Below are 22,255 nucleotides of genomic sequence, written 5' to 3'. Positions count from 1 at the left end.
TTCGGAACTTTATAAAAACTTTCGTGAACCTCTGTGAAATTCTTCGTGAATCTCTGCGGAATAACCCTCTAAACGAGCTTCACAAACAAATTCGAGGCAATCTTATTAGAAATAGACAATTCTCTTCCATCAACTTTAATCTTGACAGATAAATCGAAGCTTTCTTTAGACAAAAACTCGATTTTAGAACCTAAAGCAATTTCTTGTTTGTCGAGATATTTCAGGAATTCTGATGAAGTGTCTTTTACACCCACGCAAACACCAGTTTGATTTTCGATTAATTCAGAAAGCAAGTGTTTTTCGATTTTAACGATTCTTCCATTTGCATCCGGAATTGGATCTCCATGCGGATCTTCCGTAGGATTTCCAAGAAAATCATCCAGACGATTAATCAATTGTTCTGATTTGATGTGTTCTAATTGCTCAGCAATATCGTGAACTTCATCCCAGCTAAAATTCAATTTTTCAACCAAAAATACTTCCCATAAACGATGTTTTCTAACAATCATTTTAGCCGCTAGTTTGCCATTTTCGGTCAAAGAAACACCTTGGTATTTTTTATAATTCACCAAATCTTTTTCCGATAGCTTTTTAAGCATATCTGTAACCGATGAAGCTTTAGTTTCCATCATTTCGGCAATAGCATTGGTGCTCACTTCAGCATCATTCGATGCCGTAAGGTGATATATTGATTTTAGATAATTTTCTTCTGAGAAAGTCATTTTTTTTATTTTTGAGGCTCAAAGCTACAAAGTCACAAAGCTTCAGAGTTTTCAAACCTTTGTCGCTTTGCACCTCTGAACCTTTGCCCCTCTAAAAGAGCCTTTATTTAACAATCAACAAAGGTATTGAAATTTTATGTCTCAATTTGTCAACTGTTGTACCAAACAAAATATCTTTTAAGCCCGTGTGACCGTGAGTTCCCATTACGAGAATATCAAAATTTCCAAGATTGATAATCTTCGGAATCACTGTGTTAGGTTTTCCAAAACCAAGTTCAGTTTCGATTTTGAAGCCCTTCTGCGAAAGCATATTTTTATATTCTAATAATAATTTTTCGTCGATTGTAGTTTCATGGTCTTCAATATTCTCTCCGTAGACTAATGCGCCAACAGTTTCTACAATGTGAATTAAGGTGTATTGCGCGTCGATTCCGCCAAGTTCTAAGGCATTGTTTAGCGCAGCTTCGTCGGCTTTAGAGAAATCTACAGAAATCGCTATATTTTTCTTGCTGTAACTTTCCTTTGGAGTGTATTGCAGTTTTAAATGATGAGGAGAGTGGTTTTCGATATTCGATTTTGCTCTTGCAATAAAAGGTTTTGCAATGATGTATAACAATAAAGCAAGGAAGCTAAAAGCAAGCGGAACAACTGTCAGCCAAAGCACAGTTGGATTACTTGAGGTTTCTAACCAAGAACTGATTTCATCGTAAACCAATTTGGCATTAAGAGAAACAATGATCGTAGCAATTATCCAGGCCGCAATTTGAGTGGTTCGCGAGATATGAAACCCTTTCATTTTGGTTTTATCACTCACAAAATGAATCAGCGGAATAATCGCGAAACCTAATTGTAAACTCAAAATAACCTGACTCAGGATTAAAAGTTTTCCCGTTACGCTTTCGCCATAAATTAAGATCACGATAACCGCGGGAACAATGGCAATTAAACGTGTGATAATACGACGAACCCAAGGCTGAATACGTAAATTCAGATAACCTTCCATTACGATTTGTCCGGCTAAAGTTCCTGTTACAGTGGAACTTTGCCCGGCAGCAATCAATGCAACGGCAAATAGTATAGGTGCCCATTTAGTTCCTAATAAAGGTTCCAGAAATTTATGGGCATCCTGAATTTCGGCAACTTCAAACATTCCGTTTTTGTAAAATGTGGCTGCAGCCAAAATTAAAATGGCGGCGTTTACAAAAAAGGCTAAGTTTAAAGCAATTGTCGAATCGATGAAGTTATATTTCAGAGCTTGTTTAATTCCTGCTGGAGTTCTGTCGAATTTACGGGTTTGCACTAAAGAGGAGTGTAAATACAAGTTGTGTGGCATTACTGTAGCACCAATAATCCCGATTGCGATGTATAAAGCTGCTGAACTTGGAATTGAAGGAACCAATCCGTAGATTACTTTGTCTAGCTCTGGTTCGGCAAAAATCATTTCGAAAATGAAAGAAAACCCGATGATTGCAACCAAAACTATAATAAAAGCCTCCATTTTTCGGATACCTTTATTTATCAAAAACAACAGTAGGAAAGTATCTAAAACGGTAATCAAAACACCCTCAATTAATGGAATATCAAAAAGTAAATTGATTCCAATTGCCATTCCCAGAACTTCGGCCAAATCACAAGCCGCGATGGCAATTTCGGCCAAAAAGTATAGAATGTAGTTGATAAATCTCGAGTATGTTTCTCGTGAGGCTTGCGCCAAATCGCGTTGCGTTACGATTCCGAGTCTTGCACTTAAGCTTTGAAGCAGCAAAGCCATTAAGTTGCTCATTAACAAAACCCAAAGCAATGAGTATCCAAACTGACTACCTCCGGCAATGTCTGTCGCCCAGTTTCCCGGGTCCATATAACCTACGCTTACTAAATATGCCGGACCTAAAAAGGCTAATATTTTCCTGAATCCTGTTTTTTTATGCTGTGTCGCAACCGATTGATGAACTTCTTCTAAGGATTTACCCATTGTAAAAATGTTGTTTTAGCAAATATATACAAAAATCATATTCGCGTAACAATATTTTTAGGCTTGTCTAAAACTTAAATGTTAGAATTCAAACATTTTGGGCATAATCCTGATAATGTAAAGTTTATATCGTTGACTTTATAATTGTGCGGAAGGATGTAACTCGGCTTCACATTTTCGAGACAAGTTACCTCCAAACATTTTTCACAACTAAAGTGAGCGTGATTATGAATGTGTACCCGCTGTGCATTATGATGGCATTTTGCATACTTTACCGTTCCGTCAAGATTGACAATTTTATGCACAATATCATCATTTACCAGGCGATCTAAGATTCTGTAAATCGTGACGCGATCGCATAAATCTCCTATTTGTTTTTGAATTTCGGTGTGTGACAGCGCAGTCTTAGATTTTCCAAAAATCTCTAAAACGGCCGTCTTTGCTGCGGTATTACGTGTTGTTTTCATTTTATATGGGATTAAAAAAAATAACGCAACAATGTTGCAATTGATTTTTATGTGTATATTTGCAACAAAATTGCATTAAGCAAATGTACAGAAAATGAAGAAAACTACAACATCTATTTACGATATTTTAGGAATCTCGAGCGCCACCGTTTGTTTGGTGCATTGTTTGATTTTTCCGCTTTTAACGATTCTGCCTTTAGGGTTGAGTCATAATCCTTTTATCGATTTGTTTTTTGCCGTGATTGGGCTTTTTGCCATTTTTAAAATTATAAATAATTCAAATCTTTTAGTGGCAAGTATTCTTATTGTTTCAATGTCTTTGATTTGGATTAGCGTTTTGAGCGAGCTTTTTCTGGACATTCATCTCGACCTGATATTCATTGGAGGAACCGGAATGATCATCGGACATCTTTTAAATTATAAATCACATATGAAACAAAATCATTAAAATAGTATAGTTATGACAGAACAAAAAGACTTCGAAGTTATTATTGTTGGCGGAAGTTATAGCGGACTTTCGGCTGCAATGAGTTTAGGTCGTTCTTTACGACAAGTTTTGGTTATTGATAGTGGTGTGCCTTGCAACAGACAAACACCACATTCTCATAATTTCATCACGCACGATGGTGAAAAACCCGCTGTTATTTCGGCGAAAGCCAAACTGCAAGTTGACTTTTATACTACAGTTCAGTTTTATAACGGATTAGCAATAAGTGCTATTAAAACGGAAAACGGATTTGAAATTAAAACAGAGTCCGGATTAACTTTTACTTCAAGGAAAGTATTGTTTGCGACTGGAGTAAAAGATCTGCTTCCGGATATAAAAGGTTTTGCAGAATGTTGGGGAATTTCGGTTTTGCATTGCCCGTATTGTCATGGTTATGAAGTCAAAAAAGAGAAAACAGCGATTATTGCCAATGGAGAAATGGGATTTGAATTTGCTAAACTAATCTCTAATTGGACCAAAGATTTAAGATTACTGACCAATGGAAAATCTACTTTAACCGAAGAAGAAATAAAGATCTTACAGCAACATAAAATCGAGATTCTTGAAGATGAAATTGATTCTTTTGAACATGAAAACGGAAATATTCAGAATATTATCTTTAAAAATCAATCAAAGATTTCCGTAAAAGCTATTTACGCCAGACCACCTTTTGAGCAGCATTGCCATTTACCGGAAGCTTTAGGCTGCGAATTGACTCAACAAGGTTTGATAAAGATAGATGCTTTTCAGAAAACCAATATTCCGGGAGTTTTCGCGAGTGGCGATAGTGTTATTCAGGCAAGATCTGTTGCAATGGCAGTTTCTTCGGGGTCTTTTGCCGGAGCATCTATTAATAAAGAATTTATAGAGGAGTCGTTTGCTTAATCATTTTTTACCACAAGTGCACAAAGTTTTTTTATAAGCGAGGTTTTGTAAAAACAAAAAGTTCGCAAAGCTTTGTGCTGATCTAGCTTTGTGAACTTTGTGTTTTCTATGCGTAGTAAAACTAAATCTTAGCACATTCTGCGGTTAAATGGTATAGTGCTTAATCTTAATTTAAAACCTGAAACGTTCATCGTTTCTATGTGTTTAGAAAAATATAACATATTGTATTAAATAGAGTTAAATTTTTTTAAGCTCAGAATCTATATTTGTCAAATTTAATTTTTAGTTTTGCCTAAAATTAATTTTATAATAATGAAAAAACTATTTTTGATATTACTTTTGTTTAGTTTACAATTCTCGTTTGCGCAGGAAACCACTTCTGTATCCGGATTTATATCAGGCGAAGGGCAGAAATTACAGTTGGTAAACGTTCACTTATTGGGAACAAAACATAAAACGGTTACGGATAGTTTAGGATATTATAAGTTAGAAAATGTGGCAGTTGGAAATTATACCATTCAGATTTCTCAAATGGGTTTCCAGACTTTAAAGAAGAAAATTGAAGTTGTGAAAGATTCAATTCAGTCTTATGATTTTGAATTAACTGATAATGAAAATCAACTTAACGAAGTTGTAGTTTCGGGAACTTTAAAACCTGTAAAACGATTAGAAAGTGCTGTTCCTGTTGAGGTTTATTCCCCGGTTTTCTTCAAGAAAAATCCAACTCCAAGTATTTATGAAGCGCTTCAAAATATCAACGGCGTTCGGCCTCAGCTTAATTGTGGCGTTTGTAACACGGGAGATATTCATATTAATGGTTTAGAAGGACCTTATACCTTGGTTTTGATTGACGGAATGCCAATTGTAAGTAGTCTTTCGACAGTTTATGGTTTATCCGGAATTCCGAATTCATTGGTTGAGCGAATAGAAATTGTAAAAGGACCGGCTTCGTCCTTATACGGAAGTGAGGCAGTTGGAGGTTTAATCAATATTATTACTAAAAATCCAACGAATGCGCCATTGTTTTCGGCAGATGTTTTTACAACGACTTACTTAGAAACGAATGTCGATTTGGGAATGAAATTTAATCCGACAAAGAAATCGACGACGCTTTTAGGAATTAATTATTTTGACTACAATCAGGTTATCGATAAAGACAAAGACAATTTTACAGATGTGACTTTGTCTAAGAGAATTTCAGTATTTAATAAATGGAGTTTTTTGAGAAATGATAATCGCTTGTTTACGATCGCAGCACGTGGAATGTATGAAGATCGTTGGGGCGGAGATGTGCGTTGGGAGAAAAAATACCGTGGCGGCGACGAAATTTACGGCGAAAGTATTTATACTAAAAGAGGGGAATTGATTGGAAGTTATCAGTTGCCTTTTGAAGAAAAACTGATGCTTTCGTTTTCCGGAAATGTGCATTATCAAGATAGCCGTTACGGAACAACATCGTTTATTGCCAATCAGAAAATTGGGTTTTTGCAATTGACTTGGGATAAAAAAATAGGTAGAAATGATTTCCTTGCGGGAATTGCGAACCGTTATTCGTATTATGATGATAATACCACGGCTACAAAGGAAGCAGAAAGTACGTGGTTACCCGGAATTTTTGTGCAGGACGAAATTACGCTTTCGCAAAAGAGTCAGGTTTTATTAGGAATGCGATACGATTACAACTCCATTCACGGTTCTATTTTTACACCAAGAGTTGCTTATCGATGGAAGAAAAGTGATAACACTATTTTTAGATTCAATGCAGGAACAGGTTTTCGTGTGGTGAATTTATTTACCGAAGATCATGCTGCGCTTACCGGTTCTAGAGACGTTGTGCTGAAAAGCAATCTGAAACCGGAACAATCAATAAATGCAAATCTGAATTATATCCAGAAAATAAATTTTGGAAACGGAACTTTTATCGGGATTGAAACTACTGCTTTTTATACTCGATTCAGTAATAAAATCATCTCGGATTATGAAACTGATCCAAATAAAATCATCTACGATAACATTAACGGATATGCGATAAGCCAGGGAATCAGTACCAATATTGATGTTAATTTTCCAACAGGATTAAAAATGATTTTGGGAGCAACTATTTTAGACAACAAAAATGTAGAAAACGGAGTTTCGGAAAGACCATTTTTAACAGAGAATTTCACGGCAACCTGGAGCGTTTCGTATAAAATAGAGCCTTGGAATTTATTACTTGATTATACAGGAAATGTTTACAGCCCAATGAATCTGCCTTTGCTAAGCGAATACGATCCAAGAAGTCCGAAATCGCCTTGGTATAGCATTCAGAATATTCAATTTACTTTTACGGGCTGGAAGAATTTTGAACTTTATGGCGGAATCAAAAATTTACTCAACTTTACACCAAAGCAGAATAATCCGTTTTTGATTTCGAGAACCAATGATCCTTTTGATAAAAATGTGCAAACTTCAGATGGAACCGCAGTCGGTATTCATGGTAAAGTAGTTCCAAAAGGTCAGATATTAGATACACTAGATAATCCTTATGGTTTGACATTTGACACGACTTATGTTTACGGACAAAATCAGACAATCCGCGGATTTTTTGGATTGCGATATACTTTGAGGTAAAATTGTATGCTGCAGATTAAAAAGATTTTTTCGCCACGAATTGCACGAATTGTCTCGAATTTAATTTGTGTAAATTAGTGAAATTCGTGGCAAACCATCTTTTAAAATAATCCTTTTAATCTGTGAATCCCGATAGCTATCGGGAGTGGTTAAAAAATAAAAACAAATGAAAAAGCTAGCATTAATTATCTTCTTTCTTGGAATTACTTCAACAGGTTTCTGTCAACTACAGAGCAGAACTTTTGAGGCGATTGATAGTTTGCAGCAACTTCAAAAGCGAAAAACAGTCGTTTTTATTCATACTGATTGGTGTCAGTTTTGCCAAAGAATGAAAAATACAACTTTCAAAAATCAAGACATTATCGAGAGTCTGAACTCCAATTTTTATTTTATTGATTTCAATGCCGAAGAAAAACGAAATATATCGTTTAATAATCAGGTTTTTAAATACCAGCCTACGGGAAATAATGTTGGTGTTCATGAACTGGCTTTGCAATTAGGAACCGTGAATAACCAAATTGTTTATCCTGTTTTATGTGTTTTGAATGAGAAAAACGAAATCATTCTGCAGTACAACAATTATCTCAATCCGAAAGATTTTAAAGTGCTTTTAGAAAAATTGAAAGAATAAAATTTCTTATTTTTGAAAATGACTTCTTCGCAAATAAAACACTTCAACTACATTTTTACCGGAACAGGTTTATCTGCTTTGATGACTGTTTATAAAATGGTATTGTCTGGAAAATTTAAAGATAAGACAATTTTACTTTTAGATCAGGATGCAAAGAAAACTAACGACAGAACATGGTGTTTTTGGGCCGAAGAGGAAACAATCTGGAATTCTATTATCTCCAAAAAATGGGATTTAGCTTTATTTGCCAATAAAGATTTTAAACGTGATTTGGCGTTTAAACCTTATCAATACAGCCAAATTCGAGGTTTAGACTTTTATAATTTTGTTTTTGAAGCGTTTTCTAAACATTCAAATATTACGTTTCTAAAGGAAAAAGTAACGGATATTAATGAACTTGAAACGCATGTTTTTGTTGGAACGGAAGAGAACAGATATACTTGCAATCATTTATTCAACAGTATTTATACTAAAGTTTTTGCTTTAAGCCAGACTAAATATCCGGTTTTGCAACAACATTTTGTAGGTTGGTTTGTGAAAACTGAAAGCGAAGTCTTCAATCCAGAAGAAGCTACTTTCATGGATTTTTCGGTAAAACAAAAAGGAAATACCCGTTTCATGTATGTTTTGCCAACTTCTAAAACCGAAGCTTTGGTCGAATATACTTTGTTTTCTGAAAGTCTTCTTCCAAAAGAAGAATACGAAAATGAGATTCAGCTTTACTTAGAAAAACTTGGAATACAGAAATTTGAAATTCAGGAAAAGGAGCAGGGAAGTATCCCAATGACGTCTTATCCTTTTTGGAAGAAAAACACCAAAAGAGTCTTGAATATTGGAACCGCAGGCGGATGGACAAAAGCAAGTACAGGATTTACATTTAGAAATTCCGATAAAAAAACATCTCAATTAGTAGAATTTCTTCAGAAAGATACTTTTAAAATGTCTTCTTTTTATCAGAAAAGCAGATTTTGGTTTTATGATTTACTGCTTTTGGATATTTTGTACTGTCATAATGAATTGGGAAGTACTATTTTCTCTTCTCTATTCAGAAAAGGAAAACCAGCTTTGATCTTTAAGTTTTTGAATGAAGAAACTACTTTAATTGAGGATTTTAGAGTGATTTTAAAATGCCCTAAAATTCCATTTATCAAAGCTTTGTTTCGAGTAATATTGAGATAAAAAGTTTTTTCACGCAGATTTTACAGATTTAAGCAGATTTGTTCGGATCTGTTTTATTTATAGAAACTTAAATAAAATCTGTGTTTATCCGCTTAAATCTGTAAAATCTGCGTGCAATTTTCTCAAACTCTTGAAGCTTTTATATGTGCTTTGATAAGAGAAAATTCTATTATCGTAAAAAATAGTGGATACCTTTAAAATCTAAATTTGTCTGTATAAAAATGTCTTATATTTTTGTTTTAAGAACTTCTAGAGGTGATTGAAAAGTCATTTAACATCTAGATTTGCCGATTGAAAACAATGTAAATCTTGTGTAATCGTCGATTTACGATAATGAATTAATGAGCAAAATTATGGGAGTTACAAAATACTTGAATTTTGATATAGAAACGAAAGCAATAGGAAAAATTTGCAAAGCCCTCGGGCATCCAACGCGAATTCAGATTATGACGCTGTTGTGGAAAAGAAACAATAGAACTTGTGGTGAAATTGTGGAGTTAATTCCATTGGCACAATCAACTATATCAAAGCATTTACTGGAGTTAAAAAAAGCAAATTTGGTAAATATTGAAAACATCGGAAAGAAAACGATCTATTCTATTGAAGTTGACAATATTCAAATGCTTAAAAAATATTTGAGCAGTTACCTTTCGACAATCGAAATTCCGGAACAAAGTAAGTCAACAGTTTCAGCAACTAGGCACAAATTGATAGGAAGAAAAAACCATTTGAAACAATACAATTATCAATTTCCGGATAGAAGAATAAAACAAGCGCTTTAATTATTGAGAATTCTATTTATTAAAATAGTAAAAGGACATAATTTTAGACTATTATGTTCTATTTAAAACCTTTTATGGTACTATAATAAAACTTTATACTTCAAATTAAGTAGTTGCGAGTAAACTTTGTAACTTTGCAGTTCGAAAGTAAAATTTAAAAAATAAAAATATGTATCCAGAAGAAATGGTAAAACCAATGCAAGCAGAACTTACTGCTGCAGGTTTTCAAGATTTACATAGTGCCGAAGCTGTAGAGAATGCTATCAAAGCCGAAGGTACCACTTTAGTTGTTGTAAACTCTGTTTGTGGTTGTGCTGCAAGAAATGCACGTCCGGGAGCAAAAATGAGTTTAGAAGGAGCTAAAAAGCCAGATCACTTAATCACTGTTTTTGCAGGTGTTGACAAAGAAGCTGTTGATGCTGCAAGACAACACATGTTTCCTTTTCCTCCATCATCGCCATCTATGGCTTTGTTCAAAAACGGAGAATTGGTTCACATGTTAGAGCGTCACCATATCGAAGGTCGTCCAGCGGAACTAATTGCTGAGAACTTGCAAGATGCGTTTAATGAATTCTGCTAATTAGATTCAAAGAAGCAAAGGTACAGAGGTACAAAGATTAAAAAAGCGCTATGAAAATAGTGCTTTTTTGTTTTTACTTTAGTTTGTTATTAAAGCCTTTGAACCTTTGTAACTCTGAATCTTTGAACCTCAAAAAAGACTAATTCCACCCTCCGCCAAGCGCTTTATACAATTGGATCATTGAGGTTAATTGTTTTTGAGTTAATTGAGAAAGGCTAAGTTGCGCTTCAAATAAAGATCTTTGTGCATCAAGAACTTCCAGATACGAAACGTAACCATTATAATATCTGGCGTTTGATAAATCATAATTGGTTTGAGCGGCTACAACTTGTTTGTTTCTGGCTATCCATTCTTCTTTATACATCGCAACATTTTGAAGTGAATTTTCTACTTCAGAAATTGCTGTTAAATAAGTTTTTTGGAAGTTTAGTTTGCGCTCTTCGGCGATTTGACGATTGACTTCAACACGACGTTTGTTTTTTCCGAAATTGAAAATTGGACCCGTTACTCCGGCACCAACGTTTTGCAAATAAGAAGCATCGTTAAATAAATCTGCTACCATAATACTTGTAAAACCTGCAAGCGCTGCAATATTAAAAGATGGATAACGCATGGCTTGAGCAACACCAATTCTTTCGTTTGCTGATCGGTACAAAAGCTCAGTGGCTTTTACATCAGGTCGGTTTTCAAGTAAGGCAGATGGAACCGAGGTTGGAAAAGTCGCTAGAATCAATAACTCACTATTGGTTTTTCCTCTTTCTATAGGTTGTGGAACTTGTCCGATTAAAATAGAAATTGAGTTTTCGAGGGCAGTAATTTGCCTTTTAATAGCCGGAATATTGGCCTCGGCAATGGCAACTTGCTGTTCGATTTGAACTTTATCTAATTCGGCAACATAACCACTTTTAAAACGTTCGTTTATAATGTCGTATGCCTTTTGTCTGGTTTCTAATGTATGAATGGTTATTTCTAACTGATTGTCAAAATCTCGCAATTCAAAATACGAAGTGGCAATATTACTGACAATGTTTGAAAGCACCACTTTTCGGGCTTCATCTGTTGCCAAAAGTTCGTTTTGAAGTGCTTTATTCTGATGGCGGTATTTCCCCCAAAAATCCAACTCCCATGACATATTTGCAAATGCAGAATTTGGCTGTGCAAACGTTTCAGCACTATTTACTTGTCCAGAATATTGAAATGCAGGATATAAATCGGCTTTAGCAATTCCAAGATTAGCACGTGCCTGCTCTAATCGCGCAATAGCGATCTTTAAATCGAAGTTGTTTTGAAGCCCTTTTTCTATTAATCCAATTAAAACAGGATCATTAAATATCGTTGACCACTTTATGGTTCGTACTGTATTTGTTGTGTCAGTAGTATGATCTCCATGCAGAAAACTTTCCGGTTTAGGCTGTTCTGGCTGCACGTATTTTGGTCCAACCATACATCCAAAAGGAAAAATGGCTATCAAAAGTACTGCTACGGCTAATTTTAGATTTTTCATGGTTCCTCCTTTTTAGTTTCATCAATTTCCTCTGAAGGTTTTTTCCCAAAACTTTCGATAAATACAAATAACACCGGAATCAAACATACTCCTAAAATGGTGGCGACGAGCATACCGCTAAAAACGGTTAATCCCATAACTTTTCTGGCTTGTGCTCCGGCTCCGCTTGCGGTTAAAAGCGGTACAACTCCGAGGATAAAAGCAAAAGCAGTCATTAAAATAGGGCGGAAACGAAGTTTGGCAGCGTATAAAGCGGCTTCTTTAACCGGCATCCCTTTTTCATATTGTTCTTTGGCAAATTCTACAATCAGAATGGCATTTTTGGCGGCAAGACCAATAAGCATTACAAGCCCAATTTGTGCGAAGACATTGTTGACATAATCCGGACTAAAGAATCGACAGATGTATAGTCCTAAGAAAGCACCAAAAACGGCAAAAGGCGTTCCTAGTAGTACACTAAAGGGAAGTTTCCAACTTTCGTATTGTGCGGCAAGAATTAAGAACACAAAAAGCAAAGCCATTAAGAATACTGTGTTTCCTTTTCCTTCGGCTTGTTTTTCCTGATAGCTCATATTTGCCCATTCGTAGCTCATTGCTGCCGGTAAAGTTTTTTCGGCAGTTTCCTGTAAAGCATTCATGGCTTGCGCCGAAGTAAATCCGGGAGCGGGTGTTCCTCCAATTTCGGCAGCGCGATACAAATTGAATCGGGTCGTAAATTCCGGACCGCTTTCTTTTCGAATAGTGGCAATACTCGAAATCGGAATCATTTTGTTGCTTTTACTTCGAACAAAAATCTTATTAATGTCTTCGGGATTTACCGTAAAATTTGGATCTGCCTGAAGTAATACAATGTATTGACGTCCAAATTTGTTAAACTCATTAATGTATTGACCTCCCAAACTGGCACCAATAGCAAGATTTACATCTGATAAGGAAAGCCCAAGTTCGGTGACTTTTTCCCTATCAATATCTAAACTAATTTGAGGCACATTAGGATTAAAGGTCGTTCGGATGGTTCCTATTTCTGGTCTCTTTTTGGCTTCGGCCATAAATCGTTGTGCGTTTTCGAAAAGATATTGAGGCGTATTTCCTTCTTTGTCCTGAAGCATCATCGAGAATCCGGCGGCGTTACCAATTCCGGTAATTGGCGGAGGACCAAAAGCAAAGACGGTAGCTTCGGGAATCCCAAAAACTACTTTTCCGTTTACTTCCTTTAGAATCTGAAAAACATCTTGTTTGCGTTCTTTCCACTCTTTTAAGGCGACAAAGAAAAATCCGTTATTGGTTGCCACTGAGTTTTTAATCAAACTAAATCCGGCGACAGAGGTATAATATTCAACTCCATCATTTTTAGCTAAAATATGCTCGATTTTCTGGATGACTTTGTTGGTTCGTTCTAACGATGAAGCACCGGGCAATTCGATATTCACAAACATATAACCCTGATCTTCTTCGGGAACGAATCCACCCGGAATTTTTCCTCCCAAGAGAATAATAGCTCCAATCAGAATTCCGATGAAAATAAAACTTCGCGCCATTTTCTTGATTAAATAACCTGAAAACCCGGTGTATTTATCTGTAAAGGCAGAAAATTTTCGGTTAAAGGCGGCAAAGAATTTTCCCAGCCAGCCTTTTGCTTCCTGATTCGGTTTTAATAATAACGAACATAAAGCGGGACTTAAAGTTAAGGCGCTTAAAGCGGAGAATATTACCGAGATGGCGATCGTAATGGCAAATTGTTGATAGAGTCGTCCTGTAATTCCGGGCGTTAAGGCAACCGGAATAAATACGGCGGTCAGTACAATAGCGATGGCAATTACGGGACCAGACACTTCTTTCATCGCTTGATTCGTGGCTTCTTTTGGTGACATGCCTTGCTCGATATGATGCATTACGGCCTCGACGACGACAATGGCATCATCGACCACAATACCAATGGCAAGTACTAATCCTAAAAGTGAAAGTACGTTTACTGAAAAGCCCAGTAATGGGAAAAGCATGAAAACTCCAATTAAAGAAACGGGAACGGTTACTAACGGAATAAGCGTTGCACGCCAGTTTTGCAAAAAGATAAAAACTACTATAATTACCAGTATAATCGCTTCGAATAGTGTGTGCATGATTTCATTAATTCCTTCAGAAATGGCTAAAGTGGTATCTAATGAAACACTGTATTTTAAATCCTGAGGGAAACGTTTGCTTAACTGTGCAATGGTTTTTTTGACATTATCAGCAACTTCCAAAGCATTAGAACCTGGCATTTGTTTAATCCCGATGGTTCCTGCAGGACTTCCGTTTAGTCGTGCAACTGAAGCATAACTTTCTGTTCCTAAAGTTACGGTTCCAACATCTTTCAAGCGAACTTGTTGGTTGTTGATGTTTGATTTTAGAATGATGTTTTCAAAATCTTCTGGATTTACGAGGCGATCTTTTAGGGTTACATTATACGTAAACTCGTTGTTGTCTGTTGCGGGTGGTGCTCCAAATTTTCCTCCGGGCGAAATCGCATTTTGTTCTTTAATCGCCTGAATAATATCGGGAACCGTCAAGTTGTACTTGGACATGATATCGGGCTTGACCCAAATTCGCATTGCATAATTACTTCCTCCATAGAGCGTAACTTCTCCAACTCCTTTAATACGGGCCAATGCATCGACAATATTGATGTTGGCATAATTGGTCAGGAAGTTATTATCGAATGTTTTGTTGGGAGAATACAAAGACAAAATCAGCAAAGGCATCGAAAGTGACTTTTTGGTCGTAACCCCCGTAGTTTTAACATCGTTTGGGAGTTTATTAGTGGCTTCGTTTACTCTGTTTTGGGTTAGCATTGTTGCAATATCCAAATCAGTTCCCATATCGAATGTAATATTAAGCGTCATACTTCCATCACCAGTATTAGTCGATTGCATGTAGAGCATGTTTTCGACCCCGTTTACCTTTTGTTCGATTGGTGTAGCAACAGCTTGTTCCACATTTAAAGCGTTAGCACCTCTATAACTGGTTGAAACTTGTACGAGAGGTGGAGCAATTTCGGGATATTGCGCAATAGGAGTTCCAAGTATAGAAAGTCCTCCAATAATAACGATAAATACAGATAGCACGATGGCGACTATCGGTCTTCTTACAAAAAAATTATCCATAATTTAGTCGTTTTGAGATGATGCAATCTGTTTTTTATCGGCTACATAAGGAACGGGAGCGACAGTTGATCCGGGCTGAATAAACTGATTACCAATTATGGCTACTTTCTCATTAGGTTTTAATCCTTTTGTAATAATCCAGTCAACACCTGTTTTCTGGCCCACTTCTACCATTCGGTTTTGAATCGTGTTTTTATCGTCAATTATAGAAACTTGAAAAAGTCCCTGAATTTCGGTAACAGCTTTTTGGGGAATTACGATTGCATTTTTTGCTGTACGGATAAGAACGCGAACTTTTCCAAATTGTCCTGAGCGTAAAGTCCCGTCAGGATTTGGAAATTGTGCTTCAATTGTTACGGTCCCGGTTGTGGGGTCTATTTTAGTATCAGAAAAATTAAGAGTCCCTTTTTGAGGATGAATACTTCCGTCGGATAATATTAATTGAAGATCTGTAATTTTTTCACCTTGTTTAGTGCTTTTCTGGTATTTTAGAAAATCAGATTCACTCACTGTAAATTGTACGCGTACTTTTTCGAGTTTCGAAACCATGTTTAATCTTGAAGCATTGCCTATTTTGGTGATATAATCTCCTAATCTTGCATTCGAAAGTCCGATGACGCCATCTATTGGTGATTTTATATTGCAATAACTTCTTTCGATTTCCTGATTTTTTAAACTCGCCTGCATGCTGGCATAATTAGATCTTGCGGCTTTGTCTTTCGCAACAGCGGCATCTAATTCTCTTTTACTCACAGCATTCATATCAGCAAGTGGTCGAATCCTTTTTAATTCTTCATTAGCATTTACTAAACTACTTTGAGCTACCGCAACTTGTCCTCGTGCCTGCTCGACTTTCGTTTCATATTCCAATGGATCAATGGTATAAAGTAGTTGTCCTTTTTTGACTTTTTGACCTTCTTTAAAATACACTCCGGTCAATATTCCGTCTACTCGGGCGATTAACTCAATGTCTAAATCTCCAAAAGTCTGTCCCGCAAAGTCTTTATAGATAGGGACATCTTCAGTTTTAACCACAACAAAAGGCGCCTGTATGGGTGGAGGTGCTTGCTTTTGTTCTTTTTTGCAGGAAATAAAAGTTGTCAAAACTAAGATAAGGGGAAGGAGGAATTTTGGTAGTTTTAAAGCATTCATAAGCATAAATGTTAAAATTAGTTAACATAAATATACTGAATTTTTGTAACAGTCTGTTAAACAGGTATTGTTTTTTGATTTTGTAAGGTTTTATTGTTGTTTTAAGTGGTGTAGGTTCAGTTTTAACCATTCTTGTGAATTTGTGAGAGATAAAGTCATATTTAGATTCATTTTCTTACATAATTAACAGAGTTTAACTTTTGTCTGTTTTAAAATTGAATATAAAGGCTTACCTTTGCGCCCGAATTCACTAGGAAAATAGAATTCACTACATATTTATTTCTCAACTTAAATTAGTTTATAGCATGCAACTGTACAACACTTTAAGCGCAGAAGAAAGAGCCATCATGATAGATGATGCCGGTAAACAACGACTAACGTTGTCTTTCTATGCGTATGCCAAAATTCAAGATCCCAAAAAATTTCGTGATGATTTATTTTTAGCCTGGAATAAGCTCGATGCTTTAGGCCGAATTTATGTTGCCACCGAAGGAATAAATGCTCAAATGAGTATTCCTGAAGAAAATCTGGAGGTTTTTAGAGCAACTCTTGAAGTTTATGATTTCATGAAAGGCATACGATTGAATGAAGCTGTAGAACATGATGACCATTCATTTTTAAAATTAACCATTAAAGTTCGTGATAAAATCGTTGCCGACGGTCTTAACGACGAAACTTTTGATGTTACCAACATAGGCGTTCACTTGAAAGCCAAGGAATTCAACGAAATTCTTGACAATCCAAATACTATTGTAGTTGATTTTAGAAATCATTACGAAAGTGAAGTCGGACATTTTAAAGGTGCAATTACTCCGGATGTTGAAACTTTTAGAGAAAGTTTACCGATCATCAATGATCAGCTTCAAAATCACAAAGAAGATAAAAACCTTGTTATGTATTGCACCGGAGGAATTCGTTGTGAGAAAGCAAGTGCGTATTTTAAACACCAGGGTTTCAAAAATGTTTATCAATTAGAAGGCGGAATTATCAATTATGCTAAACAAATTGAAGCAGAAGGTTTAGAAAGTAAATTCATTGGAAAAAACTTTGTGTTTGATAATCGTCTTGGTGAAAGAATCACGGATGATATTATCTCTCAATGTCACCAATGTGGAAAACCTTGCGACAATCACACAAACTGCGAAAATGATGGTTGCCATTTATTATTTATTCAATGTGATGAATGTAAAACAGCAATGGAAAACTGTTGTTCTGCAGAATGTCTTGAAATTGTTCACATGCCTTTAGTTGACCAAGTTCGTTTGAGAACCGGAAAACAAGTTGGAAATAAAGTTTTTAGAAAAGGAAAATCTGAAAATTTAAAATTCAAACACTCAGGAGACTTGCCAAATACTGCTTTAGCTACTTCCGAAAAACCTGCGGATATTCGCCAAAAAATAAAAGTAAAAAAAGTACTTCTTGGAAAAGCAGAACATTATTATGTGAAAGCACAAGTTGGGCAATTTACTATCGAAAACCAAGAGTTAACCATTGGTGATAAAATCTTAATTTCGGGACCAACTACAGGTAATCAGGAATTAATTTTAGATAAAATGGTTGTCGACGGAGCTGAAACTACTACAGCAAAAATTGGAGATAAAGTTACTTTTGAAGTTCCGTTTCGTATTCGTTTGTCAGATAAGTTGTATAAAATTGTAAATTAGCGGAAATTTTATGCTAATTTACATATGTCACATTCCTTTACCAAATTATGGATTCATACAATTTTGGAAACCAAAAATCGTCAGGAATTAATTGATTATGCAATTGAGAAGCAATTGTATGATTGTATTCGAGAGGAACTAAATGAACTAGGATGTCCCCGTTAGAATTATTAATGGAATGCCTGATCATGTGCATGTTTTATTTTTACAAAATCCACAAAAATCTATCTCAGACTTAATAAAGCAAATAAAAGGAAGTTCTTCTCATTTTATGAATAGAGAAGAACTTATCCTTGAAAAATTTGCCTGGCAAACAGGCTATGCGTCTTTCTCTGTTAGTGAGTCTCAATTAGCGGTTGTTTATAATTATATAAAAAATCAAAAGCAACATCACCTTAAGAAAAACGGACAAGAGGAATTTGACGAATTTGTAAAATTGCATCGGTTGGGGAATGATCAATGATTAAGAATATTCTCCAAGTTTCCCAAGGTTTCAACCTTGGGCTGTATTAGAAACTGAATTTATACAGAATACCACAAAAATTGTCAACGGTTTCAAATGTTGGTAGTAAACCAAAATCCTTAACGTTGCGTATCCCAAGGTTTCAACCTTGGGTGACGATATGATTAGATAATACAATTCAAAAACAACATTACCAATGGTTTCGACCGTTAGGAGTCAATACAAATAAAAATGACAACAAATAATAAAATTGAACTTATGGCTCCTGCCGGGAGTTTTGAGTCACTTCAGGCTGCTCTTGATAATGGCGCAGATTCTATCTATTTTGGTGTAGAACAACTTAACATGCGTGCACGTTCGACAGTTAATTTCACTATGGACGATTTACAGGAAATCGCCAATCGATGTGAGGCTAAGTATGTTCGTAGTTACCTGACTTTAAACACAATTATTTACGATCACGATTTATCTGTTGTAAAGACGTTGTTGAACAAAGCTAAAGAAGCTAATATTACTGCAGTAATAGCCTCTGATCAAGCTGTAATTGCAATGGCAAGAGCAATTGGTATGGAGGTGCATATTTCAACTCAGTTAAATGTAACGAATATTGAAACCATAAAATTCTACAGTTTATTTGCTGATACTATGGTTTTGAGCAGGGAACTAAGTTTACGGCAGGTAAAAAACATTACAGATCAAATTGCGAAAGAACAAATAAAAGGTCCAAATGGAAATTTAGTAGAAATCGAGATTTTTGGACATGGTGCTTTGTGTATGGCAGTTTCGGGAAAATGTTATTTGAGTTTACATTCACATAATTCATCTGCAAATCGTGGTGCCTGCAAACAAAATTGTCGTAAAAAATATACGGTTATCGATCAGGAAACGGGTTTTGAAATCGAATTGGATAATGAATATATGATGTCACCTAAAGATTTATGTACGATTGATTTTCTGAATCAGGTAATTGATTCTGGAATTCAGGTATTGAAAATCGAAGGTCGCGGCCGTGCACCGGAATATGTGGCAACAGTAATAAAAACATATCGGGAAGCTATTGATGCTTATTATGAAAGTTCATTTTCGAAAGAAAAAGTTACTGTTTGGATGGAAGCTTTGAATACAGTTTACAATCGTGGTTTTTGGTCTGGGTATTATCTTGGTCAGGAATTAGGTGAGTGGAGTGATATTCCAGGTTCTGCTGCAACACAAAAGAAAGTTTACGTTGGTAAAGGAACGCATTATTTCCCTAAAGCAGAAGTTGGACAATTTAAAATCGAAGCTTACGATATCAAAATTGGAGATAGAATTTTGGTAACGGGTCCTAGTACTGGTGCCCAAGAAATGATAATCGATGAAATGTTTGTTAATGATATGGTTTCTGAAAAAGCAACAAAAGGTGACGACTGCACCTTTAAATTACCCTTCAGAATAAGAATGTCAGATAAACTATATAAAATTGTTGAGGTATAATGGTTATTATAACTTTACAAAGAGACAAATGCATCGGCTGTAACTACTGTGTAGAAATGGATCCGGTGCATTTTCAAATGTCTAAAAAAGATGGAAAATCGGTTTTGATTCATTCCGTAAATGCAAAGGGTTTTTTTACTTTAAAATCTCCAAATCATGCTATTGTTGAAAGTTTTGAATTAGCAGCAAAGGCTTGTCCCGTGAAAATTATCACAGTAAAGGAAACATAAAAATTTTTTATTTAATGACGGATTGGACTTTGTGTACAAGGACAATTACTGATTCCTCTAAGAAAATCAAGCCCAATAGTAACAACATGAGTTCCTGAGTTATAGGCTCCAATCTGATTTAATGATGCCTGATAGGAGTACCCAAAGTAAAAATTAGATTTTTTAAATCCAGCCATTGGACCAATCATTAAAGGCTCTAAAAACTGATCGTTTAGGAAACGATACGAAGCACCTACCCAGAAATAATCCTCATATTTATTATATTGACGATATTTAAAATTAAGGTCAGTACTTGAACGCTTGTCACTTGCAAATTGCTGGAAATAAACAGAAGGCTCAAATTCGACTCTATCGTTTTCAGCTCCTCTGAAAACGTAACCTGTGTATACTTGATAATTTCGAAGTAAATTAGGTTCTATTCCATAAAATTTATCAATATTCTTGTTTAAAAGATTGCCGACATTTAAGCTTAAATAAAAATCATTGTTTCGGTATAAAAGCCCCACATCAAAATTACTATTAGATATAGATCTATTATTAGTAATTCCAGGATCTGATGAACTTGGCATACCAGTTGCAGAGTTAAATTTATTGATATCAATTTTAAAATTATTGATATTGTATGAGATTCCAAATGATAAATATTGTTTTGAATAATAGTCCAGTATTAAATGATGGGCAAAAGAAACTTTAGCACCGGTTTGGCTTGTGTTTCCATTACTGTCGTTATAAAGAGAAATTCCCACCCCTGAGCGATCAAAGATTCTAAAATCAGCGTAAAGAGATTGGTTGTTGGGTGCGTCTTTGATGCCAACCCATTGGGTTAAACCATTTGCTCGTATTCTTAAGTTGTCTCCAATACCGGCATAGGTAGGGGAAATAACAAAAGGATTATCTGCTAAATATTGTGTAAAAACGGGCAAATTTAACTCTTGGCTGTAACCTGAAGTTACAGCTAAGAGTAGAAATGATATGATAATTTTTTTCATGAGATTATATATTTTAAATGTCATAATTATCTCTTTAGAGTTTATCTGTAAAGAGTGAAATGTCCAACAAATTCTCTGTTGTCTTTAGGATCATTAAGTTTTAATACGTACCAATAGTCACCAGATGTCAACTCTACACCATTGTATTTTCCGTCCCATTTTTGGCCTAATTTATATTTGCCAATTATGCGGCCGTATCGATCAAAGATGGTATAGGTTAGATTTTTGTAATTTATGGTACAATCGGGACCCCACTCGTCGCTAATACCATCACCATTTGGTGTAAAGTAATTTGGAATGCAGACATCGATATATTCAAAGTATTTTGATACAGTAGCTGTACATCCTTTTTTATCTGTTACAGTAACGGTATAAGTTCCTGATTTATAAATGATAAATTTGTTCGTTGAATTGTAAGACTGTCCTTCAAATGTGTATTCATATCCTCTAATACCGCCAGTGGTGGTAGCAACAATTTCGTTTAGTTCACCATCAGCTAAGGTTAAGGACAGCGGATCAATTTGATTAACAACAAATGAGCTTGTTGATTGTTCGCAACCATTTGTATGCCTCGCGGTAACGATATGGTTTCCTGGCGCTACGTTTATAAAAACATTGTCCGATTGAAAAGCGGCTCCATCAAGAGAATAATCCAGATCTACAGGATTTGTATTACTAGAATCAATGCTTATAACAACTGAATTTTCCGATGTATTGTTCATACAAGAATAATTAACCTCCGCAACAGGGTTGATTACGATTCCTGCTGGTATAACAACTTCTAATTGAGAACTACAGCCTATAGCATCTTTAATATAAACAATATACTTGCCTCCGGTAAGATCTGTAAAATCAAATAAAGATTGATCAGAGGTACCTTCAATAAAAGTTCCGTTTTGTTTATTTAAACTATAACTGTAAGGTTTACTTCCACCTGAAATTTCAAGAGTAAAAGCTCCATTTTTATCTCCACTACAGAATTCAGGCATGATAGTCCCTGTTACTTGAACCTCTAATGCAGCAGGTTCACTGATTGTAACAGGAACCGTTGTTTTACAATTATTGGCATCTGTTACTGTAAAAGTATACGACCCTGCCGCTAAACTTGTTTGAGCAGGAGTTATGTTATAAGGCGCAGTTCCTCCGTTTGGCGTGATGGTAACCGATCCGTTATTGTCTCCTTTACATTTTGCGTCAACCAGATTTGAAGCAGCTGCACTTAATGCATCCGGTTCATTGATAGTTACCTCAACTGTTGTAGAACAATTGTTGGCATCGGTTACAGTAAAAGTATGCAGTCCTGCTGTAAGCCCAGATTGAGC

Annotated in this window: 19 protein-coding genes; 11 read left to right on the top strand and 8 right to left on the bottom strand. The window is 35.6% G+C overall.

The annotated features are described in order from the left end of the window. Positions 1-68 precede the first annotated feature (68 nt). The 3 genes from CHB81_RS22355 to CHB81_RS22345 all read right to left on the bottom strand — a co-directional run bounded on the left by CHB81_RS22355 (position 69) and on the right by CHB81_RS22345 (position 3,161). A complete protein-coding gene (locus tag CHB81_RS22355; RefSeq protein WP_089354056.1) occupies positions 69-722 on the bottom strand; it encodes a metal-dependent transcriptional regulator in 654 nt (217 codons plus the stop codon). A gap of 103 nt (positions 723-825) precedes the next feature. After that, entirely contained in the window at positions 826-2,694 is a 1,869-nt protein-coding gene (locus tag CHB81_RS22350) for an Nramp family divalent metal transporter (protein WP_089354055.1), read from the bottom strand. Positions 2,695-2,768: 74 nt separating this feature from the next. Next, complete coding sequence (locus tag CHB81_RS22345) at positions 2,769-3,161, bottom strand: Fur family transcriptional regulator (RefSeq protein WP_089354054.1); 393 nt, start codon at positions 3,159-3,161, stop codon at positions 2,769-2,771. A gap of 94 nt (positions 3,162-3,255) precedes the next feature. On the opposite strand from CHB81_RS22345, the gene CHB81_RS22340 reads away from it, so the two are divergent. From CHB81_RS22340 to CHB81_RS22310, 7 genes are all read left to right on the top strand, one after another. Then, positions 3,256-3,609, top strand: coding sequence for a MerC domain-containing protein (locus CHB81_RS22340; protein ID WP_089354053.1), 354 nt, complete (start codon positions 3,256-3,258; stop codon positions 3,607-3,609). Positions 3,610-3,621: 12 nt separating this feature from the next. After that, on the top strand, positions 3,622-4,533 hold the full coding sequence (locus tag CHB81_RS22335) for an NAD(P)/FAD-dependent oxidoreductase (RefSeq protein WP_089354052.1): 912 nt from the start codon (positions 3,622-3,624) through the stop codon (positions 4,531-4,533). Between the two features lie 312 nt (positions 4,534-4,845). Continuing rightward, positions 4,846-7,143 (top strand): TonB-dependent receptor, encoded by a 2,298-nt coding sequence (locus CHB81_RS22330; protein WP_089354051.1) that lies wholly within the window; start codon positions 4,846-4,848, stop codon positions 7,141-7,143. 166 nt (positions 7,144-7,309) lie between these two features. Beyond that, complete coding sequence (locus CHB81_RS22325; protein ID WP_089354050.1) at positions 7,310-7,774, top strand: thioredoxin family protein; 465 nt, start codon at positions 7,310-7,312, stop codon at positions 7,772-7,774. 18 nt (positions 7,775-7,792) lie between these two features. After that, the gene (locus tag CHB81_RS22320) at positions 7,793-8,953 is read left to right on the top strand and encodes a lycopene cyclase family protein (protein WP_089354049.1); all 1,161 of its coding nucleotides are present in this window, start codon (positions 7,793-7,795) and stop codon (positions 8,951-8,953) included. A gap of 353 nt (positions 8,954-9,306) precedes the next feature. Further along, positions 9,307-9,735, top strand: coding sequence for a helix-turn-helix transcriptional regulator (locus tag CHB81_RS22315; protein ID WP_110837227.1), 429 nt, complete (start codon positions 9,307-9,309; stop codon positions 9,733-9,735). A 169-nt stretch (positions 9,736-9,904) separates the two neighbouring features. Further along, positions 9,905-10,315: a BrxA/BrxB family bacilliredoxin gene (locus CHB81_RS22310; protein WP_056207398.1), complete on the top strand. Its 411-nt coding sequence runs from the start codon at positions 9,905-9,907 to the stop codon at positions 10,313-10,315. Positions 10,316-10,454: 139 nt separating this feature from the next. On the opposite strand, the gene CHB81_RS22305 is transcribed toward CHB81_RS22310, so the two are convergent. The 3 genes from CHB81_RS22305 to CHB81_RS22295 are packed head-to-tail and all read right to left on the bottom strand — an operon-like array spanning position 10,455 to position 16,114. After that, on the bottom strand, positions 10,455-11,819 hold the full coding sequence (locus tag CHB81_RS22305) for an efflux transporter outer membrane subunit (protein WP_089354047.1): 1,365 nt from the start codon (positions 11,817-11,819) through the stop codon (positions 10,455-10,457). Further along, on the bottom strand, positions 11,816-14,962 hold the full coding sequence (locus CHB81_RS22300) for an efflux RND transporter permease subunit (RefSeq protein ID WP_089354046.1): 3,147 nt from the start codon (positions 14,960-14,962) through the stop codon (positions 11,816-11,818). Before CHB81_RS22300 ends, CHB81_RS22305 begins: the two co-directional genes overlap by 4 nt. A 3-nt stretch (positions 14,963-14,965) precedes the next feature. Beyond that, the gene (locus CHB81_RS22295) at positions 14,966-16,114 is read right to left on the bottom strand and encodes an efflux RND transporter periplasmic adaptor subunit (RefSeq protein ID WP_176427571.1); all 1,149 of its coding nucleotides are present in this window, start codon (positions 16,112-16,114) and stop codon (positions 14,966-14,968) included. Positions 16,115-16,419: 305 nt separating this feature from the next. Between CHB81_RS22295 and CHB81_RS22290 the strand changes: the two genes are divergently transcribed. From CHB81_RS22290 to CHB81_RS22275, 4 genes are all read left to right on the top strand, one after another. After that, on the top strand, positions 16,420-17,778 hold the full coding sequence (locus tag CHB81_RS22290) for a rhodanese-related sulfurtransferase (protein ID WP_089354044.1): 1,359 nt from the start codon (positions 16,420-16,422) through the stop codon (positions 17,776-17,778). A 178-nt stretch (positions 17,779-17,956) separates the two neighbouring features. Then, positions 17,957-18,241, top strand: coding sequence for a transposase (locus tag CHB81_RS27205; protein ID WP_254921243.1), 285 nt, complete (start codon positions 17,957-17,959; stop codon positions 18,239-18,241). 231 nt (positions 18,242-18,472) lie between these two features. Next, complete coding sequence (locus CHB81_RS22280; RefSeq protein WP_089354043.1) at positions 18,473-19,714, top strand: peptidase U32 family protein; 1,242 nt, start codon at positions 18,473-18,475, stop codon at positions 19,712-19,714. After that, positions 19,714-19,944, top strand: coding sequence for a ferredoxin (locus CHB81_RS22275; RefSeq protein WP_089354042.1), 231 nt, complete (start codon positions 19,714-19,716; stop codon positions 19,942-19,944). Before CHB81_RS22280 ends, CHB81_RS22275 begins: the two co-directional genes overlap by 1 nt. A gap of 11 nt (positions 19,945-19,955) precedes the next feature. On the opposite strand, the gene CHB81_RS22270 is transcribed toward CHB81_RS22275, so the two are convergent. Then, entirely contained in the window at positions 19,956-20,933 is a 978-nt protein-coding gene (locus CHB81_RS22270; RefSeq protein ID WP_089354041.1) for a type IX secretion system membrane protein PorP/SprF, read from the bottom strand. Positions 20,934-20,974: 41 nt separating this feature from the next. Further along, on the bottom strand, positions 20,975-22,255 hold a 1,281-nt coding region (locus CHB81_RS22265; RefSeq protein ID WP_141130445.1), incomplete at its 5' end, for a T9SS type B sorting domain-containing protein.

The organism is Flavobacterium sp. ov086, assembly GCF_900187965.1.
In the GTDB taxonomy this organism is placed as follows: Bacteria; Bacteroidota; Bacteroidia; order Flavobacteriales; family Flavobacteriaceae; genus Flavobacterium.
Note: the sequence above shows the minus strand (reverse complement) of the source record. Positions and strands in the feature narration are given on the sequence as shown.